Below are 15,998 nucleotides of genomic sequence, written 5' to 3'. Positions count from 1 at the left end.
TTCGTCACTTCTTACTTCGCCTTCGCCGCAGCGATCTGTCGGCTCATGATCGTGGTCAGCTCGTACGCGGTGTGCGAGGCGGCGACCGAGGTGATCTCCGCGTGATCGTACGCCGGGGCCACCTCGACCACGTCGGCGGAAACCAGGTTGCAGGAGGACAGCCCGCGGATGATCTCCAGGAGCTCGCGGGAGGTCATGCCGCCCGCCTCGGGGGTGCCGGTGCCGGGCGCGTGCGCCGGGTCCAGCACGTCGATGTCGATCGAGATGTAGAGCGGGCGGTCGCCGATGCGCTGGCGCAGCTGGTCGGCGACCTCGTCGGCGCCTCGCCGGTAGACGTCCGCCGAGGTGACGATGCCGAAGCCCATCTTGGCGTCGTCGTCCAGGTCCTGCTTGCCGTACAGCGGGCCGCGGGTGCCGACGTGCGACAGCGCCTCGGTGTCGAGGATGCCCTCCTCCACCGCGCGGCGGAAGGGCGTGCCGTGCGTGTACTCGGCGCCGAAGTAGGTGTCCCAGGTGTCCAGGTGCGCGTCGAAGTGCAGCAGCGCGACGGGGCCGTGCTTCTTGGCGACGGAGCGCAGCAGCGGGAGGGCGATCGTGTGGTCGCCGCCCAGGGTCATCAGGCGGGAGCCCGCGCCGAGCAGCTCGTCGGCGGCGGCCTCGACCGTCTCGACGGCCTCGTTGATGTTGAAGGGGTTCACGGCGATGTCGCCGGCGTCGGCGACCTGCGCGAGGGCGAAGGGGGAGGCGTCCTGCGCCGGGTTGTAGGGGCGCAGGAGGCGCGAGGCCTCACGGATCGCGTTGCCGCCGAAGCGGGCGCCCGGGCGGTAGGAGACGCCGGAGTCGAAGGGCACGCCGACCACGGCGACGTCGGCGGAGCCGACCTCGTCGAGGCGGGGCAGCCGGGCGAAGGTCGCCGGGCCCGCGTAGCGCGGAATGCGGGAGGAGTCGACGGGTCCGCGCGGCTGCATGCTCATGGGGGGTGCCCTTCTGAAGGTCCTACAAGTGCGGTCCTTCGAGCGTAAGCCGCCACCCGTGGGGCGCGAAGTGTACGTTTCATCCACTACGTCTCCCCGATGTGTACGGAGTATCCATGGAGGCCCCGCCCACCCCGCCTGTCGCCCTCGGCCGCCTGCTCGCCGACGGCGAGCTGGGTCTGCGCCGCCTGGCCGGGCCCGCCGAGGCCGAGGTGCACGGGGTGCACGCCTCGGAGATGGCGGATCCCTCCCCGTACCTGCTGGGCGGGGAGCTGCTGCTCACGGCGGGGGTGGGCCTCGCCGGGGCGGAGACAGCCCCGGGCGGCTGGCCCCCGGACGGCGTGACGGATGCCGGACTGTACGTCGAGCGGCTCGTCCGGGCCGGAGCCGCCGCCGTCGGCTTCGGGGTCACCCCGGTGCACGCGAGCGTGCCGCAGGCCCTGATCGACGCCTGCACCCGCCACGGGCTGCCGCTGGTCGAGGTGCCGCCTGCGACGCCGTTCACAGCCGTGGGCCGGGCCGTCTGGCGGCTGATGGCGCAGGCCCGTACCCGCGAGCTGCGCCGGGTGACCGAGACCCAGCAGTCCCTCGCGGCCGCGGCCGCCCGCCCCGACCCGGTCCCCGCGGTGCTGTCGCGCCTCGCGGCGGCCCTGGGCGGCTGGGCGGGTCTGCTGGCACCGGATGCGAGGACGGGGGCAAGCACGGCCGCAGGCGCAGGCGCGAGCACGGGCGGGGGCACGGGCACCGGCGCGGGCACAGCCCCGCGCCCGGGCACGGGCGCGGGCACAGGCACGGCCACAGGCCCGGGCGCGGGCGCGGGCACGGGCACGGGCACGGGCGCGGGCACGGGCACGGGCGCGGGCGCGGGCACGGGCGAGGGCACGGGCACGGGCGCGGGCACGGGCGAGGGCCGAGCCGCAGGCGCGGGCCGAGCCACAGGCGCGGGCACGGGTGCCGGCACGTCGGCCGGTGGCGGATTCCGCCCGGCGTGGGCCGCCGCCGCCGGGGCCGAGGCCGGGCCGGAGGTCCGTACCGCCCTCGTCGCGCTCGCGCAGCGGGTGGCCCCCGGCTCCGCGACGACCGCGACCGACACCCTGGCCGGGACGCACCTGGCCGCCTACGCCGTGGGCGGCGGCCGGGTGCTGGCCCTCGCCACCGTGTCCCGGGCCCCGGGCGACCACACCATCGCCTCCGTCGCCGCCGTGCTGCTGACCCTGCTCACGGCGAGCCGCCCGGCCGGGACGGAGGCGGCCGCCCTCACCCGGCTGCTGCTGGACAAGAACCCGGCCGACGCCCTCGCGCCCGGCCCCTGGCACGTCGTCCGCGCCCGCGGTTCCGGTGAGCCGCAGGCCTTGGCGGCCGCGCTGGGCACCGTACTGCTGGACGCGCGCGGGGACGGCGTACGCCTGCTCACGGACCGGGAGCCCGCCCCGCAGCCCGGCTGGACCCTCGGGGTGAGCGCGCCGGCCGCGCCGGGCGGGCTGGAGACGGCCGCCGCCCAGGCGCAGCGCGCCCTGGACCGCGCCGAGGCCGCCCGCATCCCGCTGGTGCGCCACACCGGCGGCGGCCTCGACTCCCTCCTCGACCCGGCTGAGGCCCTCGCCCACGCCGAGGCGCTGCTGGCGCCGCTGGGGGCGGCCCACCGGGAGACGCTGCGGGCGTGGCTCGCCCACCACGGCAGCTGGGACCGCACGGCCGCCGCCCTGGCCGTGCACCGCAACACCGTCCGTCAGCGCATCGCCCGGACGGCGGCCTTGCTCGGGCGTGACCTGGACGACCCGGACACCCGGATGGAGCTGTGGTTCGCCCTGCGCCGGCTTCCGGGAGCCGAGGAGCGGTAGGGCGCGGGCGGGCGTGCCGTTCGGATCATGCCGTCCCGCGGTCTCACGGCTCCGCCCGCGGTCTCACGGCTCCGCCCGCAGTCTCACGGCCCGCCCGGTTCACGGCCCGCGCGCCGCATCACGGTCCACCCGCCGCGTCACGGGTTGGCGGTCACCTGGAAGCCGGCGCCGAAGACGTCGGCGGGGTCGGCGGCGTCGCGGGCCCGCAGGTCGGCCACGATGTTGGCAGAGCTGGTGTACACGTACCAGGGATACGAGATGATCATCCCCTTGGTGATGCCCGCCCAGGGCCCCTCGGCGGTGAACCCGTTGGCCTCGGAGGGGTACGCCGTCCCCGGCACGTGCCAGATGGCGGGCCCACCGGAGTCGCCGGCCTTGTGCTGGGGGTGCGCCTGGTAGACACCCCGGTCGTTGTTGGTGATCCGGCCGTACCAGACACCCAGCTGGCCGGACACGACCAGCTCGTTGTTGTGGAACCAGGCCGCGCCGAGCAGCCGCTCCCGGTCCGGCGCGGGGCTGAGGGCGTGGGGGCTGGGCGTCCCGCCGGGCACTTCCAGCACCCCGGTCTGCTTCAGGTGCGGTCCCTGCGAGGACGGCGTGACGCCCGCGACCAGCTCGATGACCATGTAGTCCTTGCTGAGGTGGCCCGTCATTGACCCCTCGGGGTCCTTGAAGTACCGGACGTGTCCGATCGGCCCGAAACCGATGTCCTGCCGGTGGAAGACGGGGATGACGTCCTCGCGGATCTCGCGGTCGGCGTGGTCGGGGGCCGAGATGCAGTGCCCGGCCGAGATGGCGATCTTCCGCCCGTAGGCGTCGCCGCCGACGGCCCCGATGGTGCAGAAGCTGTCCGGGGTGGAGGCGCTGAAGACGATCTGCATCGCGTTGTGGACCCGCTTCGCCTGCGGGGACTCCTGCGCCTCGGCGTGGACCGTGCCCGCGCCGATCGCAAGGGCCACCGCCGTCGCCACGGCAAGGCTGAACAGCCTCCTGAGCATGTGGGATTCCTGTCCTATCGGGAGAAAAGCGCCGGGAGAAGAGCCGGGTGAGACCGGCCAGTCGAGTCAACCCACACGGCCCGGGCGGCAGAAGGGGGTATCCGGCCAGCCGCCCCCTCGGCGGCGGTGTGACGCACGCGTGTACGACCGAGTCTGGACAGGCGGGGCAACCCGTCGGTAACTTAATCTGAGCAAGCGCTTAGATCAGGGCGGCGGACCGCCGCGACGAAGGGAGCCGGCCGTGCGCCGTACGGTGTTCAACGAGGACCACGAGGCGTTCCGCGAGACCATCCGCGCCTTCATCGAGGCCGAGGTCGTCCCCGTCTACGACGAGTGGTTCCAGGCCGGCCAGGCGCCGCGCGACTTCTACTACAAGCTCGGCGAGCTCGGCGTCTTCGGGATCAACGTCCCCGAGGAGTTCGGCGGCGCCGGCCTGGACACCCACAAGTTCGAGGCCGTCCTCTACGAAGAGACCTCCCGCGCGGGCGTGAACTTCGGCGGCTCCGGCGTGCACGTGCTGCTCGCCCTCCCCTACATCAAGATGCTCGCCGACGACGAGCAGAAGAAGCGTTACCTCCCCAAGTTCGTCTCCGGTGAGGAGATGTGGGCCCTGGCGATGACCGAGCCGGGCACCGGCTCCGACGTCGCGGGCATGAAGACCACCGCCAAGCTCTCCGAGGACGGCACCCACTACGTCCTCAACGGCGCCAAGACCTTCATCACGGGTGGCGTGCACGCCGACCGCGTGATCGTCTGCGCCCGCACCTCCGCCCCGAGCGCGGAGGACCGCCGCTTCGGCATCTCCCTGTTCGCCGTGGACACCAAGTCCGAGGGCTACTCCATCGGCCGCAAGCTGGACAAGCTCGGCCTGCGCACCTCCGACACCGCCGAGCTGGCGTTCGTCGACGTGAAGGTGCCGGTCGAGGACCTGCTCGGCGAGGAGAACAAGGGCTTCTACTACCTCGGCGCCAACCTGCCCTCCGAGCGCTGGGGCATCGCCTTCGGCGCGTACGCGCAGGCCAAGGCCGCCATCCGGTTCGCCCAGCAGTACGTGACGGAGCGCACCGTCTTCGGCAAGCCGGTCGCGCACTTCCAGAACACCAAGTTCGAACTGGCCGCCTGCCAGGCCGAGGTGGACGCCGCCGAGGCCGTCGCCGACCGCGCCCTGGAGGCCCTGGACGCCGGTGAGCTCACCGCCGCCGAGGCCGCCTCCGCGAAGCTCTTCTGCACCGAGGTCGCGCACCGCGTCATCGACAAGTGCCTCCAGCTGCACGGCGGCTACGGCTACATGAACGAGTACCCGATCGCCCGTCTGTACGCCGACAACCGCGTGAACCGCATCTACGGCGGCACCAGCGAGGTCATGAAGTCCATCATCGCGAAGTCCATGGGCCTGTAGGGAATTCGGGCACCTACCCTTCCCCCATGAACGAGGCACTGACCACTCTCCTCGATCTGCTCGACCTCGAGCAGATCGAGGAGAACATCTTCCGCGGTACCAGCCGGCCTTCGCTGGTACCGCGTGTCTTCGGCGGCCAGGTCGCGGCCCAGGCCCTCGTCGCGGCCGGGCGGACCGTCCCCGCGGACCGCACCGCGCACTCGCTGCACTCGTACTTCCTGCGCACCGGGGACACCGGCGCGCCCATCGTGTACTCGGTGGACCGGATCCGCGACGGGCGCTCCTTCACCACGCGCCGGGTCGTCGCCGTCCAGCACGGGCAGCCGATCTTCCACCTCTCCGCGTCGTTCCAGGTGTACGAGGACGGCCTCGACCACCAGGTCGCCATGCCGTCGGCCCCCGACCCGGAGACCCTGCCGACCGCGGCCGAGTCGCTGCCCGCGTACCGGGACATCTTCCGGGACCCCGGCACGGTGGAGCGGCTGATCGAGACCCGGGAGGCGGTGGACCTGCGGTACGCCACGACCCCGCCCTGGGGCAGCATCGGCGAACCGGTCGAGCCGCGCTCGCAGGTGTGGTTCCGTACGGCCGGCAAGCTGGACAGCGCCGATCCGCTGCTGCACACCTGCCTGGCCACCTACGTCTCCGACATGACCCTGCTGGACTCGGTCCTGCTCGCGCACGGGCGGGGAGGCTGGGCGGTGGGCGACGTGGTCGGCGCCTCGCTGGACCACGCCATGTGGTTCCACCGGCCGTTCCGCGCGGACGAGTGGCTGCTGTACGACCAGGAGTCGCCCTCGGCGGCCGCCGGCCGGGGCCTCGGCCAGGCCCGCATCTGGACGCAGGACGGCAAGCTGGCCGTGACGGTCATCCAGGAGGGCGTCGTCCGCGTCCCGCGCCCCTGACGGCTCCGCCGGACCCCGGCCACCTCTGCGACAGGACCCGGACGGCGTTCGCCACGTGCTCTCCACCGGGCCGCAGGACTGACGAAGCGGGCAGCGCCCGTCGACATCACTCGCTTTCCGAGGGATGACGCAAAGGAGCCCCGGCCGGGAATCCCGGCCGGGGCTTCTCGCTGCCCACCGCCCTACGCGCCCAGCAGGCCCGCCGCGTCCAGCAAGTACGCCACCAGCGGGTCGTAGTACCGCGGGTCGCGGACGTGGTCGTCCAGGGGGACCGTCACCTGGAGGGTGCCCTCGGCCTCGGCGAGGAAGAGGGCCGGGTCGTTGCAGTCGGCGTAGCCCACCGCGTCCAGGCCGCGCTGCGCCGCGCAGCCCGCCCAGCCGTGGTCGGCGACGACCAGGTCCGGCTGCGGGCGGTTCTCGGCCATCAGGCCGTCCAGGATCGCGGCCATCGGCTCCGGTGAGTGGGTGTGCCACAGGGTCGCGCCCCGCTCCAGCACCGCGACGTCAGCGAACTGCCACACCGAGCCCTCGTCGGCGGTCAGCCCGCCCGGGATCACCACGATCTCGCAGCCCGCCGCGCGCAGGGCCGCGGCCGTCGCCCGGTGGACGTCCAGCAGCCCGCCCGGGTGCCCGGTGGCGAACAGCACGCTCTGCCGGTCCAGCGCCGCCTTGTGCAGCCGCGCCGCGAGCCGGTCCAGGCCGGCCACGGTCAGCTCCGGGTCGATGGTGTCCTGGCCGAACCGGAAGGCCGGGTCGTCCACGACCCCGCACCGCTCCGCCATCACCGCGAGCACGTCCTGCTCGTCCGTCCAGCGCTCCCCCAGCTCCAGGCCGAACCAGTAGTGCCGGTCGCCGTTGGCGAGCTTGCGGTAGTGGCTGAGGTTGTTCTCGCGCGGAGTGGCGACCTGCCCCGCGATCCGCGTGCGGACCAGATGGTCGATGAGTTCTGCGCGGCTCGGCGTTCCAACGGACTGGTCGGGCGTCTCTATCGGCTTCGGCATACGGCCATTCTGCCGCCGCCGGGGCCCCGGCGGCGGGTTCATTCCGATCAGCGGACGCCCGGGGTCAGGCCGACAGCGCCCCGAACGCCCCGTGCGCGAGCCGCCTCAGCAGCGACTCCACCGCTTCGCGCCCGAGGGCCGCCAGGTGCGGGGTGGAGTTCAGCAGGCCGAAGACCGCGTGCACGGAGACCCGTACCTCCGCCTCGACCACCTCCGGGTGCAGCTCCCGTACGACCTCCACCCACAGCTCCACGTACTGGCGCTGCAGCTGCCGCACGAGCTTGCGGTCGGCATCACGCAGCCGGTCGAGCTCCCGGTCGTGCAGGGTGATCAGCGCCCGGTCGTCGAGCGCGAAGTCGATGTGCCCGTCGATGAGGGAGGACAGGACCCGGGCCGGGTCGCCCGCCGCCTGCGCCACCCGGTGGCGGCCACCGGTCAGCAGTCGTTCACTGATACCCACGAGCAGTTCGGCCAGCATGGCGTCCTTGCCCGCGAAGTGCCGGTACAGGCCGGGGCCGCTGATGCCCACGGCGGCCCCTATCTCGTCGACGCCGACGCCGTGGAAGCCGCGCGCGGCGAAGAGACGAGCGGCCTCACTGAGGATCTGCTCGCGACGGGTGGGGGCGGCCGCTCTGGTGCTCATGGGAAACCATTCTAGACAGGGCCGTTAGCGGTCGTTAACCTAAGCCCCACACACGTTAACGCTCATTAACAGCGTGCACCGAGCAAGTGGAACGAGCAAGGGAGCTCGACCGATGCAGCAGGCACCAGTGCTGACGAGCGCCGCGGACCCGGCGTCCGAGGCCTGGCGGACCAACGAGGCCGCCCACCGCGAGCTGACCGAGGGCCTCCGGGCCCGGCTCGACGCGGCCCGGCTCGGCGGCGGCGAGAAGGCCCGCGCCCGCCACACCGCCCGCGGGAAGCTCCTTCCGCGCGACCGCGTGGACACCCTCCTCGACCCCGGATCCCCCTTCCTGGAGCTGGCCCCGCTGGCCGCCGAGGGCATGTACGGGGGCGCGGCCCCCGCGGCCGGGGTCATCGCGGGCATCGGCCGGGTCAGCGGCCGCGAATGCGTCATCGTCGCGAACGACGCCACCGTCAAGGGCGGCACGTACTACCCGATGACCGTCAAGAAGCACCTCCGCGCCCAGGAGGTGGCTTTGGAGAACCGTCTCCCCTGCCTCTACCTGGTCGATTCGGGCGGCGCCTTCCTCCCCATGCAGGACGAGGTCTTCCCCGACCGGGAGCACTTCGGCCGCATCTTCTACAACCAGGCGCGCATGTCCGGCGCCGGCATCCCGCAGATCGCCGCCGTCCTCGGCTCCTGCACGGCGGGCGGGGCGTACGTCCCGGCCATGAGCGACGAGGCCGTCATCGTCCGCAACCAGGGCACGATCTTCCTCGGCGGCCCGCCGCTGGTGAAGGCGGCCACCGGCGAGGTGGTCACGGCCGAGGAGCTCGGCGGCGGCGAGGTCCACTCCCGCGTCTCCGGCGTGACCGACCACCTCGCGGAGGACGACGCGCACGCGCTGCGGATCGTACGGAACATCGTGGCCACCCTTCCGGACCGCGGGGCTCTGCCCTGGTCGGTGGAGGCGCCGGAAGAGCCGAAGGTGGACCCGTCCGGGCTGTACGGCGCGGTCCCCGTCGACTCGCGCACCCCCTACGACGCCCGCGAGATCATCGCGCGGATCGTGGACGGGTCCCGCTTCCAGGAGTTCAAGTCCGAGTTCGGCCAGACGCTGGTCACCGGCTTCGCCCGGATCCACGGACACCCGGTCGGGATCATCGCCAACAACGGCATCCTGTTCGCCGAATCCGCCCAGAAGGGCGCGCACTTCATCGAGCTGTGCGACCAGCGCGGCATCCCGCTCCTCTTCCTCCAGAACATCTCGGGCTTCATGGTCGGCCGCGACTACGAGGCGGGCGGCATCGCCAAACACGGCGCGAAGATGGTCACAGCCGTGGCCTGCGCCCGGGTGCCGAAGCTGACGGTGGTGGTCGGCGGCTCGTACGGCGCGGGCAACTACTCGATGTGCGGGCGCGCGTACTCGCCCCGGTTCCTGTGGATGTGGCCCAACGCCAAGATCTCCGTGATGGGCGGCGAGCAGGCCGCGTCCGTCCTGGCCACGGTCAAGCGCGACCAGATCGAGGGCGCGGGCCAGGAGTGGCCGGCCGAGGACGAGGAGGCCTTCAAGGACCCGGTCCGCGCGCAGTACGAGGAGCAGGGCAACGCCTACTACGCCACCGCGCGGCTGTGGGACGACGGGGTCATCGACCCGATGGAAACCCGGCAGGTGCTGGGACTGGCCCTGACCGCGTGCGCGAACGCCCCCCTGGGCGACTCGGGCTTCGGCATCTTCCGTATGTGACGTGAGGACCTCTTCGATGTTCAGCACTGTTCTGGTCGCCAACCGGGGCGAGATCGCGGTCCGCGTCATCCGCACCCTGCGACAGCTCGGCATCCGCTCCGTGGCCGTCTTCAGCGACGCGGACGCGGACGCGCGCCACGTACGGGAGGCCGACACGGCCGTCCGGATCGGCCCGGCGGCGGCCGCCGAGAGCTACCTGTCGGTGGAGCGCCTGCTCGACGCCGCGCGGCGCACCGGCGCCGAAGCCGTCCACCCCGGCTACGGCTTCCTCGCCGAGAACGCGGCCTTCGCCCAGGCCTGCGCGGACGCCGGTCTGGCCTTCATCGGGCCCCCGGCGAGCGCGATCTCCCTGATGGGCGACAAGATCCGCGCGAAGGAGACGGTGAAGGCGGCGGGCGTGCCCGTCGTGCCGGGCTCCTCGGGCAGCGGCCTCTCGGACGCCGAACTGGTCGCCGCAGCGGCGGAGATCGGCATGCCGGTCCTGCTGAAGCCCTCGGCGGGCGGCGGCGGCAAGGGCATGCGCCTGGTGCGCGACGAGGCGGTGCTGGCCGAGGAGATCGCGGCGGCCCGCCGTGAGGCGCGCTCGTCCTTCGGCGACGACACGCTGCTGGTCGAGCGGTGGGTGGACCGGCCGCGGCACATCGAGATCCAGGTGCTGGCGGACGCCCACGGGAACGTGGTGCACCTCGGCGAGCGCGAGTGCTCGCTGCAGCGTCGCCACCAGAAGGTGATCGAGGAGGCGCCGTCGGTCCTCCTCGACGACAAGACGCGGGCGGCGATGGGCGCGGCGGCGGTCGACGCGGCCCGCTCCTGCGGGTACGTCGGCGCGGGCACGGTGGAGTTCATCGTCCCGGGCGTGGACCCCTCCTCCTACTACTTCATGGAGATGAACACCCGCCTCCAGGTCGAGCACCCCGTGACGGAGCTGATCACGGGCCTGGACCTGGTGGAGCTGCAGCTCCGGGTGGCGGCCGGCGAACCGCTGGGTTTCGACCAGTCCGAGGTGACGCTGACCGGGCACGCGATCGAGGCCCGCGTCTGCGCGGAGGACCCGGCGCGGGGCTTCCTGCCCTCCGGCGGCACCGTCCTGGCCCTGTCCGAGCCCTCGGGCGGTGGCGTCCGCACGGACTCCGGGCTGACGGCGGGCGTGCCGGTGGGCTCGACGTACGACCCGATGCTGTCCAAGGTCATCGTGCACGGCCCGGACCGGGCGGCGGCGCTGCGGATGCTGCGGGCGGCGCTGGCCGACACCGTGATCCTGGGGGTGCAGACCAACGCCGGCTTCCTGCGGCGACTGCTCGCGCATCCGGACGTGGTGTCGGGCGACCTGGACACGGGCCTGGTGGAGCGTGACCTCGCCGAACTCCTGCCGGAGGGCGTCCCGGACGAGGTGTACGCGACGGCGGCCCTGCTGGCGCAGGGTGCCCGGGCTCTGCCCGGACCCGCGCCTCACACGCCGGCGGGGCTGGGAGTGGCGGCCAGGCCGGACGGATGGGTCGACCCGTTCGACGCCGCCAACGGCTGGCGTCTGGGCGGCACGCCCGCCTGGACGGCCCACCACTTCCGCCTTCCGGGCCAGGACCCCGTAGAGGTCCGCACCCGCCACTCGGGCGCGGATTCCGAGCTGCTCTTCTCCGACTCGGCCGGGGCAGATCCAGCCTCGCCGGCGCTTGAGGCGCGGGGTCCGGGGCAGAGCCCCGGCGTACCGGCCCGCGGCCGGATCGTGGCCCGCACCCCCGACCACGTCACGGTCGAACTGGACGGCGTCACCCACACCTTCAGCCACGCCACCTCCCCGGAGGGGATTTGGCTCGGCCGCGACGCGGACAGCTGGCACGTACAGGCGTACGACCCTGTCGCCGCGAACCTCAGCGGCGGTGGAAGGACCGGCGCCGACACCCTCGCCGCCCCCATGCCCGGCACCGTCACCGTCGTCAAGGTGGCCGTCGGCGACAGCGTGGCTGCCGGGCAGAGCCTGCTCGTCGTCGAGGCCATGAAGATGGAGCACGTCATCTCCGCCCCGCACGCCGGCACGGTCACCGAACTCGACGTGACCCCCGGCACCACGGTCGCGATGGACCAGGTCCTGGCCGTCGTCACCCCGGACGAGGAGAGCGCATGAACGGCCTGCCCATGACCGTCCCGGCCCCCGGCCTCCCGGCGCGGGTCCGGATCCACGAGGTCGGTGCCCGCGACGGGCTGCAGAACGAGCAGGGCACCGTCCCCACCGAGGTCAAGGCGGAGTTCATCCACCGCCTGGCCGGCGCCGGGCTCACCACCGTCGAGGCCACCAGCTTCGTGCACCCGAAGTGGGTTCCGCAGCTGGCCGACGCCGAGGCGCTCTTCCCCCGGCTCGCGGACCTCGGCGGGGTCGCCCTGCCCGTCCTCGTCCCCAACGAGCGCGGTCTGGACCGTGCGCTCGCCCTCGGGGCCACCCGGATCGCCGTCTTCGGCTCGGCCACCGAGACCTTCGCCTCCCGCAATCTCAACCGCACGGTCGCCGAGTCCCTCGCCATGTTCGAGCCCGTCGTGGCCCGCGCCAAGCGGGAAGAGGCGCACGTGCGCGGCTATCTGTCGATGTGCTTCGGCGACCCCTGGGAGGGAGCCGTCCCGGTCGACCAGGTCGTACGGGTCGCCACGTCCCTGCTCGACCTGGGGTGCGACGAGCTGAGCCTCGGCGACACGATCGGCGTCGCCACCCCGGGCCACGTCCAGGCCCTGCTCGCCGCGCTGAACGAGGCCGGTGTGGCGACGGACCGCATCGGCGTGCACTTCCACGACACCTACGGCCAGGCCCTGTCCAACACCCTCGCCGCGCTCCGGCACGGCGTGACCACCGTCGACGCCTCCGCAGGCGGCCTCGGCGGATGCCCGTACGCGAAGAGCGCCACCGGCAACCTCGCGACCGAGGACCTGGTGTGGATGCTCGACGGCCTCGGCATCGAGACCGGGGTCGATCTGGCCGCCCTCACCGCCACGAGCGTGTGGATGGCCGAACAGCTGGGGCGACCCAGCCCCTCCCGCACCGTCCGCGCCCTCTCCCACAAGGAGTAGTCACACCATGTCCCTCGACCACCGGCTCACCCCTGAGCACGAGGAACTCCGCCGTACCGTCGAGGCGTTCGCGCACGACGTCGTCGCCCCGAAGATCGGCGACCTGTACGAGCGGCACGAGTTCCCGTACGAGATCGTCGCCGAGATGGGCCGCATGGGCCTGTTCGGCCTGCCCTTCCCCGAGGAGTACGGCGGGATGGGCGGCGACTACCTCGCCCTCGGCATCGCCCTGGAGGAGCTGGCCCGCGTCGACTCCTCGGTGGCCATCACCCTGGAGGCCGGGGTCTCCCTGGGCGCCATGCCCCTCTACCTCTTCGGCTCCGAGGAGCAGAAGCAGCAGTGGCTGCCGAAGATGTGCTCCGGCGAGATCCTCGGCGCGTTCGGCCTGACCGAGCCGGGCGCCGGCTCGGACGCCGGCGGCACCCGCACCACGGCGGTCCGCGAAGGCGACGAGTGGGTCATCAACGGCTCGAAGTGCTTCATCACCAACTCCGGTACGGACATCACCGGTCTGGTCACGGTCACCGCCGTGACGGGCCGCAAGGCGGACGGCCGCCCGGAGATCTCCTCGATCATCGTCCCGTCGGGCACCCCGGGCTTCACGGTGGCCGCGCCCTACTCCAAGGTGGGCTGGAACGCCTCGGACACCCGTGAGCTGTCCTTCGACGGCGTCCGGGTCCCCCTGGCCAACCTGGTGGGCCAGGAGGGCCGCGGCTACGCCCAGTTCCTGCGGATCCTCGACGAGGGCCGGATCGCGATCTCCGCGCTCGCGACCGGTCTCGCGCAGGGCTGTGTGGACGAGTCGGTGAAGTACGCCCGGGAGCGGCACGCCTTCGGCAAGGCGATCGGCGACAACCAGGCCATCCAGTTCAAGCTGGCCGACATGGAGATGCGCGCCCACATGGCCCGCATCGGCTGGCGCGACGCGGCCTCCCGGCTGGTGCGCGGGGAGTCCTTCAAGAAGGAGGCGGCGATCGCCAAGCTGTACTCCTCGACGGTCGCCGTCGACAACGCCCGCGAGGCGACCCAGATCCACGGCGGCTACGGGTTCATGAACGAGTACCCGGTGGCTCGTATGTGGCGGGACTCCAAGATCCTGGAGATCGGCGAGGGCACGAGCGAGGTCCAGCGCATGCTCATCGCGCGTGAACTGGGCTTCTCCGCCTAGTCGCACGGCGCGTCCGAAGGCGGGCGACGAGAGGGGCCCTAAAAAAACTTAGGGCCCCCTTACCGTTTCAGGCCAAGGTTAGGCTAACCTTCCCCACGAACGGCTCAGTGGCCGCCCGGCACGCACGAAAACGGACATCGACATGCCCAAGTCCCGAACCTCCTCCCTCACCCGTCGCGGATTCATCGCGGCGGGCGGCGCCCTCGGCCTCGTCGCGGCGCTCGCCGCGTGCGGCGGCAACGAACCGGCGAAGGGTGACGGCGGCAAGGACAACGGCGCCGCGGCCGCCGGTCCCTGGACCTTCAAGGACGACCTCGGCAACGACGTCAGCACCCCGTCCAAGCCGAAGAACATCGTCGCCTTCACCGGCACCGCCGCCGCGCTGTACGACTACGGCATCCCGGTCAAGGGCGTGTTCGGCCCGACCAAGACCGCCGACGGCAAGCCCGACGTGCAGGCCGGCTCGATGGACATCTCCAAGGTCGAGATCATCGGCAACGTCTACGACGAGTTCAACGTCGAGAAGTACGCGGCCCTCCAGCCCGACCTGCTCGTCACCAACAGCTGGGACGGCACCTACTGGTACGTGCCGGAGGCCTCCAAGGACAAGATCCTGAAGCTGGCCCCGGCCGCCGCGGTCAAGGTGGGCGGCGACGTGACCCTCGACAAGGCGCTGGAGCGCACCGCGGAGCTCGCCAAGTCCCTGGGCGCCGACATGAACGCCAAGACCACCGTCGACGCCAAGGCCCGCTTCGAGGCCGCCGCCGCGAAGGTGCGCGAGGCCACCAAGGCCAACCCGGGCGTCAAGGTGCTCGTGGGCTCCGGCTCCGCCGACCTGTTCTACGTCTCCACCCCGGCGACCTCGGCCGACCTGAAGTACTTCCAGCAGCTGGGCGTCGAGTTCGTCACCCCGGAGAAGCTGGACGAGGGCGGCTTCTTCGAGAGCCTCAGCTGGGAGAACGCCGGCAAGTACAAGGCCGACGTCGTCCTGCTCGACAACCGCACCGGCACGCTGCAGCCGGAGGAGCTGAAGGCGAAGGCCACCTGGGCCGAGCTGCCCGCCGTCAAGGCCGGCCAGATCACCCCGCGCGTCACCGAGCCGATCTTCTCGTACGCCAAGTGCGCCCAGATCCTGGAGGACCTCGCGAAGTCCATCCAGAGCGCCAAGAAGGTCAGCTGACCCGGTCCAGCCCCGGCGCCCGGTGACCTGGGCGCCGGACAGGCCTGCCGGTTCCCAGGGCCCGGCAGGCCGCACCGACTCCCAGGGGGACTCTTCCGCATGACCGCCACCGCGTCCGACGACGCCGCTCCGGCCGTCGCCCACTTCCGGTTCTTCGCGCTCGAAGTGCTGCGCACGCGCCGCCTCGGCCACTCGTTCCTGCGGGTCACGTTCGGCGGCGAGTCCCTCGCGGACTTCCGCTCGGGCGGCTTCGACCAGAGCCTGTCGCTCTTCCTGCCGACGGGCGACCACGAGCACACGGTGCTCCCGTCCACCGACGAGGACACCTGGTTCACGGCCTGGCGCGGGATGCCGGACGGGGAGCGGCCGGTCATGCGCTCCTACACCGTGCGCGAACAGCGCCGTACGGACGAGGGCGTGGACGAGGTCGACATCGACTTCGTGCTGCACGGGGATCCCGCCGCGGCAGAGGGTGACGTCACAGGGCCGGCCTCCCGCTGGGCGGGGCGGGCGGTCACCGGCAGCCGGATCCTTGCGATCGGGCCCGCCGTCGCGGAGAACAAGTCCGTACGCTTCCAGCCGCCGGCCGGCACGGACGCGATCTGGATGTACGCGGACGAGACCGCGCTGCCGGCCGCGGCCGCGATCCTGGACCGGCTGCCCACCGGGACGCGGGTCCAGGCCTGGTTCGAAGTCCCGCACGAGGACGACCGGCTCGCCCTGACGACGCCCGCCGACGCGGACATCACCTGGATCGTGCGCGAGAGCCACGGCCGGGAGCGGACCGAGCAGGTGCTGAGCGTGCTGCGGGCCGCCGAACCGTGCGCCGCCGAAGCCCCGTACGCCTGGGTGGCGGGCGAGGCGGGCACCATCCGCGCGGTGCGCCGCCACTTCGTGCAGGAACGATCCGTCGACCGCCGCGCGGTGCGCTTCACCGGCTACTGGCGGCTCGGGGCGAGCGAGGAGCAGCTGCTCGCGGAGGCGTACGCGGGCAAGGCGCCGAGCGAGGACCCGGCGTCCGAGCTGTAGCCGACTCCCGTATTGCGCACAGCCGTTGGAGATGGGCCCTGGTTTACAGCCAGGGCCCATCTCCATTTGGCTTGATC

Annotated in this window: 13 protein-coding genes; 9 read left to right on the top strand and 4 right to left on the bottom strand. The window is 72.6% G+C overall.

The genetic code is table 11. From position 1 onward, the window contains the following. Positions 1–11: 11 nt before the first annotated feature. On the bottom strand, positions 12–974 hold the full coding sequence (gene speB, locus ACWGIF_RS11560; protein WP_453494617.1) for an agmatinase: 963 nt from the start codon (positions 972–974) through the stop codon (positions 12–14). Between the two features lie 116 nt (positions 975–1,090). Here speB and ACWGIF_RS11555 point away from each other — a divergent pair, with 116 nt between their 5' ends. Then, on the top strand, positions 1,091–2,815 hold the full coding sequence (locus tag ACWGIF_RS11555) for a PucR family transcriptional regulator (RefSeq protein WP_453494614.1): 1,725 nt from the start codon (positions 1,091–1,093) through the stop codon (positions 2,813–2,815). Positions 2,816–2,952: 137 nt separating this feature from the next. On the opposite strand, the gene ACWGIF_RS11550 is transcribed toward ACWGIF_RS11555, so the two are convergent. Next, positions 2,953–3,813 (bottom strand): hypothetical protein, encoded by an 861-nt coding sequence (locus ACWGIF_RS11550; protein ID WP_453494611.1) that lies wholly within the window; start codon positions 3,811–3,813, stop codon positions 2,953–2,955. 241 nt (positions 3,814–4,054) lie between these two features. Here ACWGIF_RS11550 and ACWGIF_RS11545 point away from each other — a divergent pair, with 241 nt between their 5' ends. Both ACWGIF_RS11545 and ACWGIF_RS11540 read left to right on the top strand, forming a co-directional pair. Next, positions 4,055–5,212 (top strand): acyl-CoA dehydrogenase family protein, encoded by a 1,158-nt coding sequence (locus ACWGIF_RS11545; protein WP_384223232.1) that lies wholly within the window; start codon positions 4,055–4,057, stop codon positions 5,210–5,212. 26 nt (positions 5,213–5,238) lie between these two features. Next, positions 5,239–6,117 carry an acyl-CoA thioesterase gene (locus ACWGIF_RS11540; protein WP_453494607.1) on the top strand — a complete coding sequence of 293 codons (879 nt, stop codon included), beginning with the start codon at positions 5,239–5,241 and terminating at the stop codon, positions 6,115–6,117. A 182-nt stretch (positions 6,118–6,299) separates the two neighbouring features. On the opposite strand, the gene ACWGIF_RS11535 is transcribed toward ACWGIF_RS11540, so the two are convergent. Both ACWGIF_RS11535 and ACWGIF_RS11530 read right to left on the bottom strand, forming a co-directional pair. After that, the gene (locus ACWGIF_RS11535; protein ID WP_453494604.1) at positions 6,300–7,118 is read right to left on the bottom strand and encodes a phosphatase; all 819 of its coding nucleotides are present in this window, start codon (positions 7,116–7,118) and stop codon (positions 6,300–6,302) included. 64 nt (positions 7,119–7,182) lie between these two features. Then, entirely contained in the window at positions 7,183–7,761 is a 579-nt protein-coding gene (locus tag ACWGIF_RS11530) for an SACE_7040 family transcriptional regulator (RefSeq protein WP_453494601.1), read from the bottom strand. A 112-nt stretch (positions 7,762–7,873) separates the two neighbouring features. Here ACWGIF_RS11530 and ACWGIF_RS11525 point away from each other — a divergent pair, with 112 nt between their 5' ends. The 6 genes from ACWGIF_RS11525 (at position 7,874) to ACWGIF_RS11500 (ending at position 15,921) form a co-directional block, all read left to right on the top strand. Continuing rightward, the gene (locus tag ACWGIF_RS11525; protein WP_453494598.1) at positions 7,874–9,490 is read left to right on the top strand and encodes a carboxyl transferase domain-containing protein; all 1,617 of its coding nucleotides are present in this window, start codon (positions 7,874–7,876) and stop codon (positions 9,488–9,490) included. A 16-nt stretch (positions 9,491–9,506) separates the two neighbouring features. After that, positions 9,507–11,612, top strand: coding sequence for an acetyl-CoA carboxylase biotin carboxylase subunit (locus tag ACWGIF_RS11520; RefSeq protein WP_453494595.1), 2,106 nt, complete (start codon positions 9,507–9,509; stop codon positions 11,610–11,612). Further along, positions 11,609–12,544, top strand: a complete 936-nt coding sequence (locus tag ACWGIF_RS11515) for a hydroxymethylglutaryl-CoA lyase (RefSeq protein WP_453494592.1) — start codon at positions 11,609–11,611, stop codon at positions 12,542–12,544. Before ACWGIF_RS11520 ends, ACWGIF_RS11515 begins: the two co-directional genes overlap by 4 nt. Before the next feature lie 7 nt (positions 12,545–12,551). After that, a complete protein-coding gene (locus ACWGIF_RS11510) occupies positions 12,552–13,712 on the top strand; it encodes an acyl-CoA dehydrogenase family protein (RefSeq protein WP_453494589.1) in 1,161 nt (386 codons plus the stop codon). 142 nt (positions 13,713–13,854) lie between these two features. Then, positions 13,855–14,892, top strand: a complete 1,038-nt coding sequence (locus tag ACWGIF_RS11505; RefSeq protein ID WP_453494586.1) for an ABC transporter substrate-binding protein — start codon at positions 13,855–13,857, stop codon at positions 14,890–14,892. A gap of 99 nt (positions 14,893–14,991) precedes the next feature. Next, entirely contained in the window at positions 14,992–15,921 is a 930-nt protein-coding gene (locus ACWGIF_RS11500; protein WP_453494583.1) for a siderophore-interacting protein, read from the top strand. Positions 15,922–15,998: the final 77 nt, after the last annotated feature.

The sequence above is a fragment of the Streptomyces sp. NPDC054849 genome, assembly GCF_053610945.1.
The sequence above is the reverse complement of the archived record's forward strand: the minus strand, read 5'-3'. Positions and strand labels throughout refer to the sequence as shown.

Excerpts from the sequence above, each read along its gene's own strand:
- speB (WP_453494617.1), bottom strand. The coding sequence starts at position 974 with ATGAGCATGCAGCCGCGCGGACCCGTCGACTCCTCCCGCATTCCGCGC.
- ACWGIF_RS11555 (WP_453494614.1), top strand. The coding sequence starts at position 1,091 with ATGGAGGCCCCGCCCACCCCGCCTGTCGCCCTCGGCCGCCTGCTCGCC.
- ACWGIF_RS11550 (WP_453494611.1), bottom strand. The coding sequence starts at position 3,813 with ATGCTCAGGAGGCTGTTCAGCCTTGCCGTGGCGACGGCGGTGGCCCTT.
- ACWGIF_RS11540 (WP_453494607.1), top strand. The coding sequence starts at position 5,239 with ATGAACGAGGCACTGACCACTCTCCTCGATCTGCTCGACCTCGAGCAG.
- ACWGIF_RS11535 (WP_453494604.1), bottom strand. The coding sequence starts at position 7,118 with ATGCCGAAGCCGATAGAGACGCCCGACCAGTCCGTTGGAACGCCGAGC.
- ACWGIF_RS11530 (WP_453494601.1), bottom strand. The coding sequence starts at position 7,761 with ATGAGCACCAGAGCGGCCGCCCCCACCCGTCGCGAGCAGATCCTCAGT.
- ACWGIF_RS11525 (WP_453494598.1), top strand. The coding sequence starts at position 7,874 with ATGCAGCAGGCACCAGTGCTGACGAGCGCCGCGGACCCGGCGTCCGAG.
- ACWGIF_RS11520 (WP_453494595.1), top strand. The coding sequence starts at position 9,507 with ATGTTCAGCACTGTTCTGGTCGCCAACCGGGGCGAGATCGCGGTCCGC.
- ACWGIF_RS11515 (WP_453494592.1), top strand. The coding sequence starts at position 11,609 with ATGAACGGCCTGCCCATGACCGTCCCGGCCCCCGGCCTCCCGGCGCGG.
- ACWGIF_RS11510 (WP_453494589.1), top strand. The coding sequence starts at position 12,552 with ATGTCCCTCGACCACCGGCTCACCCCTGAGCACGAGGAACTCCGCCGT.
- ACWGIF_RS11505 (WP_453494586.1), top strand. The coding sequence starts at position 13,855 with ATGCCCAAGTCCCGAACCTCCTCCCTCACCCGTCGCGGATTCATCGCG.
- ACWGIF_RS11500 (WP_453494583.1), top strand. The coding sequence starts at position 14,992 with ATGACCGCCACCGCGTCCGACGACGCCGCTCCGGCCGTCGCCCACTTC.